Origin of the sequence: Viridibacillus arvi (assembly GCF_001274945.1) — a bacterium.
In the GTDB taxonomy this organism is placed as follows: domain Bacteria; phylum Bacillota; class Bacilli; order Bacillales_A; family Planococcaceae; genus Viridibacillus; species Viridibacillus arvi.
The window spans coordinates 1,604,042-1,620,581 of sequence record NZ_LILB01000005.1 but is presented as its reverse complement, the minus strand read 5'-3'; the positions used below and the strand labels follow the sequence as shown (position 1 = coordinate 1,620,581).

At 34.3% G+C, this 16,540-nt stretch carries 16 protein-coding genes; 13 read left to right on the top strand and 3 right to left on the bottom strand.

Translation table 11 applies throughout. From position 1 onward, the window contains the following. Positions 1-18 precede the first annotated feature (18 nt). The 7 genes from AMD00_RS16880 (at position 19) to AMD00_RS16850 (ending at position 6,577) form a co-directional block, all read left to right on the top strand. Positions 19-1,305: an ABC transporter substrate-binding protein gene (locus AMD00_RS16880; RefSeq protein WP_053418154.1), complete on the top strand. Its 1,287-nt coding sequence runs from the start codon at positions 19-21 to the stop codon at positions 1,303-1,305. A 71-nt stretch (positions 1,306-1,376) separates the two neighbouring features. After that, entirely contained in the window at positions 1,377-2,321 is a 945-nt protein-coding gene (locus AMD00_RS16875) for a carbohydrate ABC transporter permease (RefSeq protein ID WP_053418153.1), read from the top strand. Positions 2,322-2,332: 11 nt separating this feature from the next. Beyond that, positions 2,333-3,160, top strand: coding sequence for a carbohydrate ABC transporter permease (locus AMD00_RS16870; protein WP_053418152.1), 828 nt, complete (start codon positions 2,333-2,335; stop codon positions 3,158-3,160). Then, complete coding sequence (locus tag AMD00_RS16865) at positions 3,147-4,163, top strand: N-acetylglucosamine kinase (protein ID WP_053418151.1); 1,017 nt, start codon at positions 3,147-3,149, stop codon at positions 4,161-4,163. Before AMD00_RS16870 ends, AMD00_RS16865 begins: the two co-directional genes overlap by 14 nt. A gap of 6 nt (positions 4,164-4,169) precedes the next feature. Next, on the top strand, positions 4,170-5,075 hold the full coding sequence (gene murQ, locus AMD00_RS16860; RefSeq protein WP_053418150.1) for an N-acetylmuramic acid 6-phosphate etherase: 906 nt from the start codon (positions 4,170-4,172) through the stop codon (positions 5,073-5,075). A 62-nt stretch (positions 5,076-5,137) separates the two neighbouring features. Continuing rightward, on the top strand, positions 5,138-6,019 hold the full coding sequence (locus AMD00_RS16855; RefSeq protein WP_245639558.1) for a MurR/RpiR family transcriptional regulator: 882 nt from the start codon (positions 5,138-5,140) through the stop codon (positions 6,017-6,019). A 162-nt stretch (positions 6,020-6,181) separates the two neighbouring features. Then, positions 6,182-6,577, top strand: a complete 396-nt coding sequence (locus tag AMD00_RS16850; protein WP_053418148.1) for a hypothetical protein — start codon at positions 6,182-6,184, stop codon at positions 6,575-6,577. A gap of 84 nt (positions 6,578-6,661) precedes the next feature. Here AMD00_RS16850 and AMD00_RS16845 read toward each other — a convergent pair whose 3' ends face one another. Next, on the bottom strand, positions 6,662-7,861 hold the full coding sequence (locus AMD00_RS16845; RefSeq protein WP_053418147.1) for a class I SAM-dependent rRNA methyltransferase: 1,200 nt from the start codon (positions 7,859-7,861) through the stop codon (positions 6,662-6,664). Positions 7,862-8,113: 252 nt separating this feature from the next. Here AMD00_RS16845 and solA point away from each other — a divergent pair, with 252 nt between their 5' ends. Both solA and AMD00_RS16835 read left to right on the top strand, forming a co-directional pair. Further along, a complete protein-coding gene (gene solA, locus AMD00_RS16840) occupies positions 8,114-9,259 on the top strand; it encodes an N-methyl-L-tryptophan oxidase (RefSeq protein ID WP_053418146.1) in 1,146 nt (381 codons plus the stop codon). 484 nt (positions 9,260-9,743) lie between these two features. Then, positions 9,744-10,748 carry a C40 family peptidase gene (locus AMD00_RS16835; protein WP_053418145.1) on the top strand — a complete coding sequence of 335 codons (1,005 nt, stop codon included), beginning with the start codon at positions 9,744-9,746 and terminating at the stop codon, positions 10,746-10,748. 73 nt (positions 10,749-10,821) lie between these two features. Here AMD00_RS16835 and AMD00_RS16830 read toward each other — a convergent pair whose 3' ends face one another. After that, a complete protein-coding gene (locus tag AMD00_RS16830) occupies positions 10,822-11,157 on the bottom strand; it encodes a heme oxygenase (protein ID WP_053418144.1) in 336 nt (111 codons plus the stop codon). A gap of 345 nt (positions 11,158-11,502) precedes the next feature. Here AMD00_RS16830 and AMD00_RS16825 point away from each other — a divergent pair, with 345 nt between their 5' ends. Further along, positions 11,503-12,078, top strand: a complete 576-nt coding sequence (locus AMD00_RS16825) for a TetR/AcrR family transcriptional regulator (protein WP_053418143.1) — start codon at positions 11,503-11,505, stop codon at positions 12,076-12,078. A gap of 288 nt (positions 12,079-12,366) precedes the next feature. Here the strand turns inward: AMD00_RS16825 and AMD00_RS16820 are convergent, their stop codons facing one another. Continuing rightward, positions 12,367-12,630: a helix-turn-helix domain-containing protein gene (locus tag AMD00_RS16820; protein ID WP_053418142.1), complete on the bottom strand. Its 264-nt coding sequence runs from the start codon at positions 12,628-12,630 to the stop codon at positions 12,367-12,369. Positions 12,631-12,925: 295 nt separating this feature from the next. Between AMD00_RS16820 and AMD00_RS16815 the strand changes: the two genes are divergently transcribed. The 3 genes from AMD00_RS16815 (at position 12,926) to AMD00_RS16810 (ending at position 16,479) form a co-directional block, all read left to right on the top strand. Continuing rightward, the gene (locus AMD00_RS16815) at positions 12,926-13,972 is read left to right on the top strand and encodes an aldose epimerase family protein (RefSeq protein WP_053418141.1); all 1,047 of its coding nucleotides are present in this window, start codon (positions 12,926-12,928) and stop codon (positions 13,970-13,972) included. 591 nt (positions 13,973-14,563) lie between these two features. After that, entirely contained in the window at positions 14,564-14,689 is a 126-nt protein-coding gene (locus AMD00_RS24190) for a hypothetical protein (RefSeq protein WP_281173079.1), read from the top strand. A gap of 212 nt (positions 14,690-14,901) precedes the next feature. Then, the gene (locus AMD00_RS16810) at positions 14,902-16,479 is read left to right on the top strand and encodes a sensor domain-containing diguanylate cyclase (protein ID WP_053418140.1); all 1,578 of its coding nucleotides are present in this window, start codon (positions 14,902-14,904) and stop codon (positions 16,477-16,479) included. The last annotated feature ends 61 nt before the right edge of the window (positions 16,480-16,540 follow it).

The following is a 16,540-nucleotide window of genomic DNA, read 5'->3' as shown; positions in this document are numbered from 1 at the left end:
TGGGGTGGAGGAACAAACATGAAGGTATTGAATAGGTGGTTCTTTTTATTTGTACTTTTGTTGACAATCGTATTAGCTGGCTGTGGCTCAAAAGACAAATCTGATGACACTAGTAAGGGAGATAAAGAATCCGAATCTTCAAAGGAAGTGTCACTGACAATTGGTAGCTGGCGTACAGAAGATGTAGCAAAATATGAAAAAGTAATCGCATTATTCAACAAGGAACATCCAGATATTAAAGTCACTTTCAGTCCAACAAAAAACACAGAATATAACACAGTATTAAACACAGCGTTACAAGCGGGAGAAGGTCCGGATATTATTCATTTACGTCCATACGCTGCTGGTTTAAAACTAGCAGAATCAGGATTCATAGAAAAAATAAACGATCTGAATGGATTAAATGTATTCTCGGAAGAAGCACTACAAGCTTCTCGAGATGCAGAAGGTAATCAGTATGGAGTACCAATTAATTTGAGTTCTACTCAATTCTTCTATAATAAGAAGATTTTCAAAGAGCAAGGTTTAGATGTTCCGAATACTTGGGATGAATTCATTCAATTAAATGACAAACTTCTAGCAAAAGGTATTACACCTATCGCGATGGGAACAAAGGAAAGTTGGCTATTATCTCTACTTCACGGCATTGTAGGGCCAGGTGTCTATGAGAGGAATGATTTCTACAAGTCAGTTTTAGCTGGTGAAAAAGATTTCACAGATGCAAAGTTTAAAGAATCTATTCAAGTGATGAAAGATTTGAAGAAATACTTTCCTAAAAACTCAGAAGGTCTAGGAATGGATGATATTAGAACTGAGTTTGCATTAGAAAAAGCAGCCATGTTCCCATTAGGTAGTTGGGAAATCCCTGTTGTCTCGGAAATGAATCCAGATTTAGATTTTGGCTTTTTCCCCATGCCGTCTAAAGCAGGCAATAAGACTGTGACAACATGGGTTGATGGTTCATTTGCTATGAATGCCAACTCAAAAAATAAAGAGGCAGCTAAGGTGTTTTTAGAGTTTTTAACTACAAAAGAATTTGGTGAACTATTTGTAAAAGAGTTCTCAATGATTAGTGCAATGCCTGGCATTTCTTCGGATCATGCTCTATTAAGTGATCTTAGTAAAGCAGTAGAATCTAACGCAACACCTTATATGTGGGTTACAAATTTTACAGGTGGCGATCCAACAACGAAAACAGTACTTGAAACTGAACTTCAAGGAATGTATTTAGGTGATGTGAAGGTTGATGATGTAGCAAAAAAAGTGCAAGAAAATGCTAAAACATGGTTTAAGCCGTTTCAATAAATAATAATTGCCCTCACTGAAAAGAGGTGAGGGCTTATTGTTTCAATTTTACATAAAGGAGGCTTTGGTATATGACAAATGCGACAGCTCCATCGAAAAAAAAGAAACGGAGTTGGTCAAAATGGACAATTCACTTATTCCCTATACCGGCATTAATCATTTATGGAATGTTCGTGTTATATCCAATAATTGCTGCCCTTTCCTATAGTTTTTTTGAATTTAATGGGATGAACAGAGGCAATTTTGTAGGGCTTCAAAACTTCGTTACGCTTTTTACAAAAGAGCCTTATGGGTCTATGTTTTGGAATGCTTTTAAGCATAATGGAGTTTACTTTATTATACAGATGGTTGTGATGAATGGTCTGGCTTTCTTTTTAGCCTTTATCATCTATAAAAGAATCCGAGGTTCAGAGTTTTTCAAAGCTGCTTTCTTTTTACCAAGGGTACTCTCTGTTATTGTAGTCGGCTTTTTATGGAAACTTATCTTAAATCCAAACTATGGTACAGTGAATGTTTTACTTGAAAAGCTAGGCCTAGAAAGTTTGCAAAGAGCATGGTTAGGTGATCCGGATACAGCTCTTATTGTTATTATTCTAGTGAATTGTTGGTTTGGTATTGGATTTGGTGTTCTTATTTTCTTGGCCGGTTTTCAGGGGATTTCAAGTGAACTTATTGAAGCAGCCAGATTAGATGGAGCAAAGGGATTTAAAATGTTGTCTAGAATCTATTTACCATTAATGATTCCCTCCATTATGATCATGGGCGTACTCACGTTCATTCAATCGTTTGAAGCTTTTGAACTTATATATGCTATGCAGGGATCGATGGGTGAACCCTATTATTCTACAGATACATTAGCAGTGTTTTTTTATAGGTTAGCATTTGGCAGTTCGACTGCTTCAGGAAGTACCTCTATTGGATTAGGCTCGGCTTTAGCGACATGCTTATTCTGCTTTATTTTAATATGTACTTCGGTTTTCTTACGTATGATGAACAAAAAAGACGTTGAGATGTGAGAGGTGAAGATATGAAGCAAGGCACTATTTGGACTAAACCTTTCTATTATATTGTTGTTTTTGTAGTAGCGACAATTAGTTTGTATCCGATTTTGTTAATGATTCTTTCTTCATTCAAAACGAGTGCAGAAATTTTTAAAAATCCTTTAGGTCTGCCGACAAGTATTAGTTTAGATACTTATCGGACGTTATTATCAAAAGTTCCTTTTACTACCTACTTTATGAATAGTGTCATAGTAAGCGTTGTGTCAGTAGCTTTAATTATCATTGTGTGTTCATTAGCAGCTTTTTATATTGCACGTTTTAAATTTTCGTGGACTAATGCCATTTTCTTTATTTTCTTATTAGGGATGATGATACCGATTAAGTTAGGGATCGTACCATTATTTATTTTGATGAGAGATTTAGGATTAATTAATTCACTTTGGTCATTAATTTTTATGAATGTTGCAACAGGGATCCCGCTAACAATGCTTATTTTGACAGGCTTTTTCCGTACAATGCCTGTTGAATTGGAGGAAGCTGCTAGAATGGATGGTGCAGGAAATATACGCATACTCTGGCATGTGCTATTGCCAATTATGCGACCTGCTTTAGGAACTGTAATTATTATTAATTTTATATCTGCATGGAATGATTTTTTCTTCCCATTAATTTTCATTACTGAAAAGGCGAAAATGACAATCCCTATAGGAATGATGTCCTTATTTGGTGAACATTCAGCGGATTGGGGATCGCTATTTGCAGGGTTAACTTTAGCTTCATTACCGATGATTTTACTATTTTTCATTGCTTCAAAGCAGTTTATGGAAGGACTGACGGCAGGTGCAGTTAAATAAACGTTATTTTATTGGGATAGATGGCGGCGGTACTAAAACTCAAGCGGTGATTGGCAATAGCGATGGCGAGATTCTAGCTCTCGTAACTGGTAAAGGCTCGAATATAAAAGCTACTCCAAAAGAAAAGGTTAAAATCCAAATAGGCCTTCTATTAGATGCTTTGTTAGTAAAGTCCTCTATTCAAAAAGCGGAGGTCAAGGCTGTAATTGTATGTGCAGCCGGTGGTGATCGTGAGGAAGATTCAGTCTGCTGGAATGAATGGATACGAGAGTATTTTCAATCGTATCATTGTACAATTCGAGTTGCTAATGATGCCTTAGCTGCCTTAGTAAGTGGAACATTTAAATTGGATGGATTGGTTTTAATAGCGGGTACCGGTTCTATTGTTTATTTAGTACAAGAAGATGGTCGCAAAATTCGTCGAGCAGGGGGATGGGGCTATTTATTTGGCGATGAAGGTAGTGGTTATTATATTGGAACACAAGCATTAAGTCATATCTCAAAACTCTATGATTTAAATGAAGAGCTTGATGAATTTTCAGAAGAGGTTCTCAAATATCTTCAACTGAATAATACCGTGGACATCATCACGAAAATTTATGAACAGGAACAACCACGTTTGATAGTGTCATCTATTGCGAAGATTGTTTTGAAATTGGCAGAGCGAGGTAACGATGTAGCATGTCGAATTGTATTTGATGCTGTAGCTCAACTAGTGCACCTATTGGGAATTATATACTCAAGAGAGGAAAGTGCTAAGTCATTACCAATTGTTGTATGTGGTGGTTTATTTGAAAATGAGTATTTTTTAAATCAATTTGAGCAGTCTCTAAGCTTAGTCATGGGTGACAATGAATTAATTAAACCATTTGTATCACCAGTAGTTGGTGCATTTACTTTAGCACTTCTTGATATGGGCATTCCAATCACAAAGAAAATGCAAGTCGATCTGCTACAGACATGGATGAAAGTAGATCTTGAAAATAAGATTAGGAGGAATTGAAAATCTATGGAGCGAGAGGCTAAACTGCAAACAGAAGCGCATCATAGGGAAACGGGCAATTTAGATTTAATGTCTGTATCTGAAATTATAAAATTAATGAATCAGGATGACCTCAAAATTCCTCTAGCTATTGAAAAGGTACTACCAAAAATAGAAAAAACGATTAAGGTTGTATATCATTCTCTTGAAACAGGGGGGCGATTATTCTATGTGGGTGCTGGAACAAGTGGGAGAATTGGTTTGTTAGATGCAGTGGAATGTCCTCCTACATTTAGTACATCACCAGAAGTAGTACAGGCAATATTAGCAGGTGGAATCGATGCTGTTGTCTTAGCCGTAGAAGGAGCTGAAGACGATGAACAGTGGGGTCAATCAAGCCTAAAAGAACATGGTTTAACAGAACGTGATGTGGTGATTGGTATTGCGGCAAGCGGTAGTACTCCTTTCGTAAAAGGGGCTTTAGTTTATGCTCGTTCTGTCGGTGCTAAAACAATGAGTTTAACAAGTAATCTAAACTCAATTATTAGCGAGTGTGCTGATATTGCGATTGAGGTAGATACTGGTCCAGAAATCTTAACAGGATCTACACGATTAAAGGCGGCTTCAGCACATAAAATGGTATTAAACATGATCTCTACAGCTACTATGGTTCAATTAGGTAAAGTATATAAAAATTTAATGGTTGATGTACACGCGAGTAATAACAAATTAAAAGAACGTGCAAAAAGAATTGTTTGTGAGGCAACAGAAGTTACTTACGAACAAGCAGAGCAAGTGTTAGCTAAAACAGGTTACGAAGTGAAACCAGCGATAGTTATGCTTTTAACACAGTCAACTTTGGATGAATCAAAACAGCTTTTAGCAAATTCAAAAGGTCATGTTCGTGCAGCAATTCAACTTAAAAATATCTAGTTAAGGAAGAGAATATAGAAATCTTTCTTCAATATTAAACAAGGAAGCAGGGGGTTATGAGTATAGAAAAGATGAATTCGGGATTGCTTATACTTGCTGAAATGGAAGCTAGCTTGCCGCCTTCTGAGCGGAAAATTGCTCAATATATTTTAAAACACCCTGCTGAAGCAATTAAAATGACAGCAATCGACATTGGCAAACAAAGCCATACAAGCAGTGCGGCTGTCATTCGCCTTTGTAAATCATTGAATTTAAGTGGCATACAAGAATTGAAACTTAGAATAGCCGGAGATTTACAAAGTGAAAAGATTGATGTACGTGATATCGAACCGAATGAACCGTTAGAGTCAATTATTGATAAGATCACAAATCATAGTATGCAAATTTTACGTGAGACGGCAGATTTAATCGATCAAAAAGAACTAAAGCATGCTGTGGATGCAATCTTAAATGCTAAGAGAATCTTCTTTTTTGGTGTTGGTGCATCAGCAATAGCTGCAATGGATGCTTATCAAAAATTTGTACGCATTAATAAATACTGTATGTTTTTCACGGATACTCATTTAGGTGCCACCGCGGTTGTCAATGCTGAAGAAGGAGATGTAGTTGTTGGTATTTCCTTTTCAGGTGAAACACATGAGGTAGCAAAAGTTTTAGAGATAGCAAATGGCGTAAATGCTACAACGATTAGCCTTACAAGATACGGAAATTCGCTCATTGCCAGTTTGGCGGATATTTGTTTATATACTTCACCTAAAGTAGAGGCTACTTTTAGAAGTGGTGCTACTTCTTCGAGATTAGCACAGCTACATGTGCTAGATATACTATTTATGTGCGTAGCAACTAGTACATATGAAGAGACGATAGAGTATTTGGACAAAACGAGAACAGTAATTAAAACATTACATGAAAAAGTTGGAAAACGAAGAATCACCTATTCTTAAAAAGAAATATCAGCTCTTTATTTAGGGCAGATATTTTTTTTACTTTGTTCTCAGGAAAGTAAAGTAATCTAGAGAGAGAGGCGCAGTTGCGGCCTCTTTTTATTTAAGATAAAATGTATTTAATTATAAAAAAATATAAAATTTTACAAAGTGAGGGATTATTTGAGGGGATTTTTATTTTTAATAGTACTGACCATTGTATTAGCAGCCTGTGGACGGGAGATATCGGTTGAGCAAATACCAATTGATAAAGTGAAATCTGATATCAAAGAATATATCGAAATCAATGCAACTGAAAAGGGAATATATTTATTTCAGCATGAAAAGGATTTTCATATTTACGTGAATGGTGGAAGCGTTAATCCTAAACAGGTTGAAAATGTAGAAATTAAAACAGAAGATAATGTATTGAAGGTATATATTGATGATAAAGTAGCGAAAAAGAGTAATGAAGATAAGGGACTATATTTTATACAAACCGGAGATTTGGAGTATGATACGATGGTTGTCATTCAAAACGGTAAAGAAGTATCAATTAATATGATAGTAGGTATGTAATGAAAATAAAACGTAACCGACATGGCAACATTTTTAAGGTAAAAATATAAAAACCGCAACCATTTTTGGTTGCGGTTTAAACTATTACTTATTCAACTTTTTAATAAACACAACTTTTAAATAGTTGAACTCAGGGAAGTCACGGTTTGCGCGGAAATCCTTTGGTAGAGAAGATTGTTCAACAATTTTGTAGCGTGTGTTTGAATCTTTAAATGCTTTATCAATGAATGTCTTGAACTTTTTCATACCGAAGCTTGCATTGTTTGTAGAAGCAACAATAATACCGTTTTTCTCCGTAATAGCAATTGCGTCCATTAGCAATTTTGGATAATCTTTTGCAGTACTAAATGTCATTTTTTTCGAACGTGCAAAGCTAGGAGGATCAAGTACAACTAGATCATATTTCATGTTATGACGAACGGCATATTTGAAGTAATCAAATACATCCATTACTTTAATATTTTGCGCTTCATAATCGATACCATTGACACTAAATTGTTCAATCGTTTTCGCTAAGCTACGTTTTGCAAGATCTACACTCGTTGTTTCTTTAGCACCGCCAAGAGCAGCAGCAACTGAAAATGCACCAGTGTAAGAGAAAGTATTCAGCATATTCGTATCTTCTGCATAATAGTCACGGATTGTACGACGTACATCGCGTTGATCAAGGAAGATTCCAGTCATTGCACCATCATTTAAGTTAACAGCAAAATTCATACCATTTTCTTTAATAATGATAGGGAAATCACCAGGTTCACCCATTACGAAATCATCTTGCTCGATATATTGGCCTTTCGTATCAAAACGTTTTTTCTCATATATAGCTTTGAATTCAACTAATTCAGCAAGTGCATTATAGATATATTGTTTGAAGCTATATATTCCATCACTATACCAACTAACCATATAATAACCATCAAAATAGTCGATTGTTAGACCGCCAATGCCATCCCCTTCTCCGTTAAATACACGGAATGCCGTTGTCTGGCTATCTTCGAAAAAGTCAGCACGGTGATCTAGTGCATTTTTCAATTTAGTTTTGAAAAATGCCCCATCAATCTCTTCATGTTCTTTTGTCGTAAGGACCCAACCAATTCCTTTATTTTGATTACCATAATATCCAGTTGCTAAATAGCGATTAGCGCGGTCCACAAGACGAATAAGTTCGCCTTCTTCACGTAGCATATCTGTATTAACTACAGCCTCTTTTAAAATTAATGGATAGCCTCTTTTTAAATCTGCAAGAAAGCTTTGATCCACTCTAAGTGTTATCATTTTTGTCATCATGTCATCCTTAATATTCGTTTTCCTCATTATCGCATTTTTCGCCATAAATTGCGAAACTAATGGGGAAGTTTAATGTTGATTCAATAATAAAATAGTCGAATATATGAAACACAGCTATTAAAGGTATCTCTTCCAATATGTAAAGTCGAACAACAAACATGTACATTTCAGCAATATTCTCTATCACTCCCCAATATTCTAAAAATTCATAGTAATATATTTATAATGAGTATCAAGGGGGTAATGAAAATGCATTATGATGTGATAGTTATAGGAGCAGGTTCAATGGGAATGGCTGCAGGCTACTTCCTTTCACAAAGTGGAAAAAAGACTTTACTATTAGATGCCTTTAATCCGCCACATGATAAAGGAAGTCACCATGGTGAGACACGCATAATTCGTTATGCATATGGTGAAGGTGTAGAGTATGTTCCACTTGCATTACGTGCACGTAATTTATGGCAAGAGCTTGCACAACAAACAGGTAAGGAAATTTTCCTTCAAACAGGTGTCATAAATGTTGGGGATAAAAATATTCCATTTATCAAAAATGTGATTAAGAGTGCAGAGGAATTTGATCTACCTTTAGAAGTTATGACGGCATCTGAGGTGAACGAAAAATGGGATGGTATGCAGTTACCTGAAAATTTCCTTGGTTGTTTCGAACCTACTTCAGGCGTGTTAAAAGTAGAATCATGCGTTGAAGCTTATAGAGAATTAGCATTAAATACAGGAGCAACTATTCGTGCAAATAGCCGTGTTACTAAAGTCCATCCACAGTCTGGAAAAGTTACAATTTATACAGAAGATGGTGCAACATTTACAGCAGACTCGATAATTATTTCTGCAGGTGCTTGGTCTGGGGAATTATTAAAACAACTGGATTTAAAACTCCCACTAAATCCAATTCGAAAAACATTCGCTTGGTACGATGTAGACGAAAGATACTACAATCAAAACGATTTTCCGGCTTTCACATTCGAGCTTGCGGATAGTATATACTACGGTTTTCCAAGTATTGATGGCGCTGGATTAAAAGTTGGTCGGCATGATGGAGGAGATACCATTAATCCAGATGAAGTCAAACTTGCATTTGGTGATGTTGCCGGCGATGTAGAAAATCTAAATGGATTCCTAGATGAATTTATGCCACGTGAGCATGAGTTAAAATTGGGCAAAACATGTATGTACACAATGACGCCAGATGAAAATTTCGTAATAGATGTCCATCCAAAATACAATAATATTGCCATAGCTGCTGGTTTCTCAGGACATGGATTCAAGTTTGCTAGCGCTGTTGGAGAAGTACTAAGTGACCTGATTACAAAAGGATCTACTGATTTAGATATCAAACCGTTTTCTATTAAACGTTTTAGTACGGTAGGGGAAATATGATTACAGTAAGAAATGCAGAACAGTTTCTCAAAAACAAAATAGCAGAAAATGTAAGAAATGCTACAATTGTTTAGGAGATATTCAAGGAATCTTGTAGAAAACGGATTAGTTCTATCACTAAATAATAAAACTCCCTTAGCTTTCTTAGTTAAGGGGGTTTTTTACATTTAATATTCATGATTTTAATAAGTAGTTACTATTTTCAGTGAAAATTTCCTAATTAAAAAATGTAATAATGAAAGGTAATATTAAATGGAAAAATAATCGTTTTATATTTCCGTTGTATTAAAAATTGGATATAGTATAAGGATTTTGAGTTATTTGTAATAAAGTGTAATGACATTGTAAATGAAATGCCGTTGTTTCTCCAACTGACTTTCCTTAGTATTAATAGTGGAATTAATAAAAAAACGATATATACACCTATAAACATCGAAATATTATTATCTACTATAAAAGAAAAAATTGGAGGAACATTATTCATATGAACAAGCAAACAGTATTTAAAGCTATCACAGCAACTACTTTGACATTATCACTTGGACTTGGAGCATTAGTTAATAATCAACCTCAACAACCAACACAAACGAATGCAACAAATGTATTACAAGATTCTGCCAACAAAATTACAATGGTTTCAAGTTCAAAAGCAACTAAAATTTCAGGTAAATATAAAACAACAGCAGCATTGAATATGCGTAAAGGTGCATCTACAAGCAGCACGAAAATTACAACACTAAAAAAAGGTACGGTCGTAACAGCTACATATAAAAAGAAAGTAAGTGGTACAACATGGTACAAAGTAAAACACGGTGGAAAAACTGGTTGGGTATCTGGTTCATACTTAAAAAAATATAAATCAACAACATCTACTGCGAAAGCAACAAAAATTAGTGGTAAATATAAAACGAAATCAGTATTAAACATGCGTAAAAGTGCATCACTGAAAAGTGGGAAAATAACAACTCTAAAAAAGGGAGCTGTCGTGACAGCTTCATATAAAAAGACAGTAAGCGGAACAACTTGGTATAAAGTCAAACATAGTAGTAAGACAGGTTGGGTTTCAAGCTCATACTTAAAAAAATACAAAAAAACAACAACCGTTTCTAGCTCAAACTTAGCACTCCGTAACAAAGTAATAAGTGTTGGTAGTCAATATTTAGGTGTTCCTTATGTATGGGGTGGCATGTCGCCATCAGGTTTTGATTGCTCAGGTTTTACAGCTTATGCATATAAAAAAGCTGGATACGGAACATTACCACATAATAGTCGCTCTCAACGTGCTGTTACTAAAAAAGTAAGTAGTCCAGAAGTAGGCGATTTAATCTTCTTCACTGCAACGCCAGGCGGTAGCACGATTACACATGTTGGTTTATATGCAGGAAACAACAAAGTATTACATGCAGCAGGGGATAAAGTACAATATCAAAGTGTTGCAAAAGGAAGTTACTGGGAACCGCGTATCGTAAGCTACGGTTCATTAGATTAATGGTATAAATTTAAAAAGGCTCTAACTGGAGAATGACAACTTCAGTTTAGAGCCTTTCTTATTGAATAAAAGCTTAAGCTTGCGGTGCTTCAATGCGTGAAACAATTTCAGCTATAACGATTTGACTACCAAGCATTGGAGATTCTTTTGGAGCTTCACCTGGTTTTGCTTCTGGACGTTTGTGAGATGCTTTAAATGCATCACTTTCACGCCAAGCTTTGAAGCCATCAAGTGTTTCCCAGTACATATTAACGCTCATTTCATCGTATTCTTCAAAATCTTTGCATACAGCTACTTCAACTTTGACAAAGCCTTCAAATGATTGAAGTGCACCTGGACGAGTGAAATTAGGAGCCATTTTTTCAGCAAAGCCTTTTTTCGTTTTAATACGGTTAGTTACTACGAACATAAACAATCTCTCCTTTTTTTAAAACATTGGCATACTAGAAACTTATGCCTTTTAAGAAATCGTATACCATTTCGAAATGCCAATGCAAATAAGAACCTATATTTTATATGAAATAATTTTCAAAATGCCAATACCGAGCAAGCTAAGTAAAATTTTCTAATTTTACGAGATGTATTACATGTCCAAATGTTAATGTCCTATGGAGATTTTTGAGTAGTAGAGAATATGGATTTAATCTATTAACGTAATATTCACTATTTCAACGTTGATATTGGTAACTAATGGTATAATATAGTGTATATGTACTTATGTTAGGGGAATATTTTATTAATAGAGGTGAATAAAATGGCGAGAGAGAGAAAATTTACACATGATGAACTATTTACAACAACGCATTTACTTTTATTGAGGTATGGATATGAAGGTTTTACGTTTAGCTTACTAGCAGAGACTTTACAAGTTTCGAGGGCAGCAATTTATAAACAATATATGAACAAAGAAGAGCTTATTAGTAATTATATGGTATCGGCTTTGCAGAAGGTGCATGTTGAATTAAAGTCGATTGATCAACAGATACCTTTACTAGGGCAGTTAGATGAATTACTTACAAAAGTATATAAATACAAAAGTTTACAGCAATTTTTCGGGATTGGAAATCAAATTCAAGATAATGGGTCTGAATTGGTGATACTGAAAAAGAAAATTCTGATGCAATTGCAATTAGAGATGAGAGATATCATACAAGAGTTGATTGAACAAGGTAAAAATGAAAATATTTTAAATAAAGAAATACCTAGCGATTTAATACTTGGATTTATGCTTCAAAGTATAGCAACGCCAAATCGTGAGGGATTTGCACAGGAAGAATGGATTCGTTCTATTAAAGAACTAATTTTCTATGGAATTACTAAGGTAAAATAAGGGGATAGCTTGGCTAATATTTATATAACATATTCGACTTTTTATACATAAGTAGGCGCTTTAATGACAGGGGACAAGGAAATGGAATCAACCATACAATTTTATAAACGTAACGCTTTCCGATATAAATCAGTCTATTTCTTAATTGAAGTAGGCTATTTTTCTTTTTTATAGTAATCATTCGAGCAAAATTGAGCGTAGGAGCCTTACAAGGGGAGCCGTTGCTATAAGACTGGACGAAATCAGACAATGCTATTGAATAATTCTAATGCAGCTGAATCATGTTTTTCAGCAAGCTGAATTAGAAGTTCTAATGTAGGCTACACCAATGGAATACCCAGCATCTTTATTGAAAGTTAGCATAACGGGGCGTCTACCGCCACTTGATTCACCAGGACCTGTTTCGATTATAAATTCATAGTCAATTAGTTCGGCCATCAATGATGAAACGGTTGCTTTGATTAGACCGGAAGAGTGGGCAATATCTGCTCGTGAAATTGATGTTGAAAATCTAACTAAGTTTAGTACTAACTGCTTATTTTTCTGTTTCACTATTTGTTGATTCCAAGTATTAATGCGTATCTTAAATCCCTCCTCGTTATAAATCCATTATATAACAAAAACTTTGTTGAATAGACAAACTAAATTTCCTGTGTTAAGATAACATTTAATTTAGAATATTCTGGTAATTAAAAAAGAGGATAATGTACGAAGAAGTTCAGAGGATTACTGTTTTTTGTAGCTTATTTTTAGTAATCATATTTAACATTGGAGTGTGTTATAAATCTCTTAGTGAAAAAGATGGTCAAACAGTGAAATAGCTATGTTCAGAAAGTGAGTGGACCATATGAAACTTACCACAAAATACATAGGTGAAAAAAACGGCCAAATTATTTATGAATATAGTATTCAAAATAATCAAGGTCTAAAATTTTCTTGTACAAACTTTGGATGTATCATTACGAAATTAATTGTGCCAGACCGAGAAGGAAGATTAGAGAATATCGTATTAGGATTTGATACGGTTGAAGAATACGAGGACAATCCACATTTTATCGGTGCAGTTATTGGGCAACATGCTGGAAGAGTTGCAAAGGGGAAAATTTTAATCGATGGAAAAGTCATTCAATTACCATGTAATGAAGGAGGAAATCAATTACATGGTGGTAGAAATGGTTTTGACAAAAGCATTTGGAATACTACTATCATGGAGTCAAAAGATGAAATAGTATTACAATTTGAATATACCAGTGTTAATGGAGATAACGGATTTCCTGGCGCTGTAGCGGCAAAAGTGAAATACATTTTTAATAATGCTGATGAGTTGATTGTTGAATATCGTGGTACATGTGATCAAAAAACAGTATTGAATATGACAAATCATAGTTATTTTAATCTTAGTGGCAATTTAAGAAGAGATATTTCACAACATATTTTGAAAATTAATAGCAGCCACTTTTTGTCTTTAAATGATGAGTTATTGCCGACTGGTAGTTTAGAAGATGTAGAAGGAACAGTATTTGACTTTCGATCTGAACGAGTAATAGCAGATGGTATCCACTCTGCTAATGAACAAGTGATTATTGCTGGTCAAGGCTATGACCATCCTTTTAAATTATTAAAGAGTAGTGAATATGATGTTGTTTTGAAAGATGATAAAAGTGGTAGACAATTAAGCATAATAACTAATAATCCATATATCGTTTTATACACAGGTCAAAAACTAGGTGATGGTTATCTTTTTGGGGATATTGAATCTAAAAATTATTTAGGCCTATGTTTAGAAACGCAGTTACCACCGTATTCGATTGAATATGATGACTTAAGAGAATCTACTTTGGAAAAAGGTGATGAGTATTATAAGTATACAAAGTATATTTTTACGACTAATTAATAATGAAACTGCTTAGTGCCATCAAATACTAAGCGGTTTTTTGATTCCATTTTTTGTTTTAGTGTTTGCATGGAAATAAGTTGAAAAATCCCGAAAAAGGTATAGAAAATCCAAAAGTATTAATAAGAAAGGTAGATTATTGATTATATGTTTGGTGAATTGTGGGTCTTTAGGTACTAAAATAGAATTATATTTTGACGATACTATACAGTGTTATGATGGCGAAGATTCTGTTTTTCCCTATTCTAAAAAAGAGCTGAATAATGATTGAGACGTAGTATAATAGAGATTTTGAAACTTCCTAAAATTATTGATTTAATCGTCTTATATAGGCTGAACATATGTTAGAAATAACGTTTTTTTATATCCAATTATAAATTTAGCCATAAATAGTGTTCTATTTATGGCTGACTTTAAAGGATTATTTTTTTAGAATTAATAGTCTTAATGCGACAGTAATCGAGCATGGTTAGCGTCGTATTAGAATTTTTATCAATTTTAATGTATAATAGTAGTAGGAACGAAAGAAAATCATCGAAATAAGTATAGGAATTTCAAGAATGTCAGTACGAAGATTAAGGGGTTGATCGTATGTTGGACAGGTTATTGAGGTTTTTAGGTATTAAAATAGATGATGTAGATGAAGATTTTGACGATACTATACACTGTTTCGACAATGCAGATTCTATTTTCAACCACTCTAGAGATAAAGAATAGTAGGGTACTGCCTTACAAATAATTAACATTAATAACTAATAAATTTGGATAAATCGCTTTTAAGCTAAATGGCTTATTGGCGATTTTTTATTTTAAAAAGAGAATAAATTACTTAGAAAATAGTTAATTATTGTATTTTAAACAACTATGGTATGTTACTATTTTACTTGATGTATTATATCAAGTTATAGAAGGAAAATAGGTAGGGGTATATGAAGAAAATTAATCTAAAATTACACCATTTAATTATCAGTGTAGCTGTTTTGGCATTTCTTTTAACAATTGCTAGTAGTTTGTGGAGTAGTTATCATACGAATACGCAATCCTTACAAGAAAGTACGCTTGAAACGAATCATGCGTATGCTCAAAAACTAGCAATGACAGCAAATGATTATATGAAAGAGACATTACAAACCCTTAATATAAGTGCTGAAGAAATCACAGCTATTTTTGATGATGAAAATAAATTGTTACATGAAGCAGACCGGGTAAAGAATCAAACAAATACTTTTAATTCTGTGGCTATTGTAGACGCACAGGGAGAAGTACTTGCAACTTCCCCTCAATCTCTAGATTTAAAAGGAAAGACTCTTACTTCTAAAGCTATAAAAGAGGCGATAATACAAAAGAAACCATTAATATCAAAGCCTTATAAAGGAATTACAAATCGTTTGCTTATCTTCATTTCAGTTCCAATTTTTGCTGAAGAGGGCTCATATTTAGGGCTAATAGGTGGAACTATTTATTTGAAAGAAGATAATGTATTGAACGAGGTCCTCGGTGAGCATTTTTATAAAGACGGTTCTTACGTATATGTAGTGGATAACGATGGCCGCATAATTTATCATCAAGATAAATCACGCATTAATGATGTTGTATCTGACAATAAAGTTGTAAGTGAAATGCTTGAAAACCATAGTACAGGTGCAGCTCGTTTGATTAATTCTAAAGGTAAAGACATGCTTGCAGGATACTCGTATATTTCAATTGCCGATTGGGGAGTTGTGGCACAACGCTCAACTGAAATTGCTTTGGAACCTGCAACAAAAATGGTAAAGCAGATGCTGTATTTTGCATTACCACTATTGCTCGTTTCGCTAATTATCATCTTATGGGCTTCACTTAAAATTGCACGTCCATTACAGCAACTAGCGACACTAACGGAAAGTAGCATGAAAGCAAACGAAGAAAAGAATCTTGCTCAAGTACCCGGCTGGTATTATGAAGTTATACAACTAAAAAAAGCATTAATTCAGAGCCTAACTTTTCTCCATGGACAAGTAAGTTTCTTTATGGACCAATCAACGACAGATCCACTTACAGGATTGACGAATAGGCGAACATTAAATGAACGAATGCAAAAATGGACAAGTGGAAATACACCTTACTCAATTATTTTAATAGATATAGATCATTTCAAGTCGGTGAATGATACATACGGACACGGTGTTGGAGATGAAGTATTAAAATTCTTAGCTTTGAAAATGAAAAAAGCAACAAGAGTAAATGATTTATGTTGCCGTTATGGTGGAGAAGAATTTATCATCTTACTGCCAAATACATCTGCAACTGAGGCTAATTTAGTAGCAGAGCAGCTACGTACAGAAATAGAGCGAACTATAAGCCCAACTGGTAAAAACATTACAATTTCAGCGGGGATTGCAGAATATCCTTTAATGGCAAGTGAGCCTGAAACAATGATTAGATTAGCAGATCAATGCTTATATGAGGCGAAAGAACAAGGTAGAAATCGTGTTGTAATGGCAAAAGACATATCAATTGTTCTGTAATTCAACTTTTAATAGAAAATTCCCTTTTTGTATTCAATAGTATAAAATTACACTAAAAGAA

Bases quoted from the DNA above. Each gene is read 5' to 3' on its own strand.
- AMD00_RS16880 (WP_053418154.1), top strand. From the start codon at position 19: ATGAAGGTATTGAATAGGTGGTTCTTTTTATTTGTACTTTTGTTGACA.
- AMD00_RS16875 (WP_053418153.1), top strand. From the start codon at position 1,377: ATGACAAATGCGACAGCTCCATCGAAAAAAAAGAAACGGAGTTGGTCA.
- AMD00_RS16870 (WP_053418152.1), top strand. From the start codon at position 2,333: ATGAAGCAAGGCACTATTTGGACTAAACCTTTCTATTATATTGTTGTT.
- murQ (WP_053418150.1), top strand. From the start codon at position 4,170: ATGGAGCGAGAGGCTAAACTGCAAACAGAAGCGCATCATAGGGAAACG.
- AMD00_RS16845 (WP_053418147.1), bottom strand. From the start codon at position 7,861: ATGACAAAAATGATAACACTTAGAGTGGATCAAAGCTTTCTTGCAGAT.
- solA (WP_053418146.1), top strand. From the start codon at position 8,114: ATGCATTATGATGTGATAGTTATAGGAGCAGGTTCAATGGGAATGGCT.
- AMD00_RS16835 (WP_053418145.1), top strand. From the start codon at position 9,744: ATGAACAAGCAAACAGTATTTAAAGCTATCACAGCAACTACTTTGACA.
- AMD00_RS16830 (WP_053418144.1), bottom strand. From the start codon at position 11,157: ATGTTCGTAGTAACTAACCGTATTAAAACGAAAAAAGGCTTTGCTGAA.
- AMD00_RS16825 (WP_053418143.1), top strand. From the start codon at position 11,503: ATGGCGAGAGAGAGAAAATTTACACATGATGAACTATTTACAACAACG.
- AMD00_RS16815 (WP_053418141.1), top strand. From the start codon at position 12,926: ATGAAACTTACCACAAAATACATAGGTGAAAAAAACGGCCAAATTATT.
- AMD00_RS24190 (WP_281173079.1), top strand. From the start codon at position 14,564: ATGTTGGACAGGTTATTGAGGTTTTTAGGTATTAAAATAGATGATGTA.
- AMD00_RS16810 (WP_053418140.1), top strand. From the start codon at position 14,902: ATGAAGAAAATTAATCTAAAATTACACCATTTAATTATCAGTGTAGCT.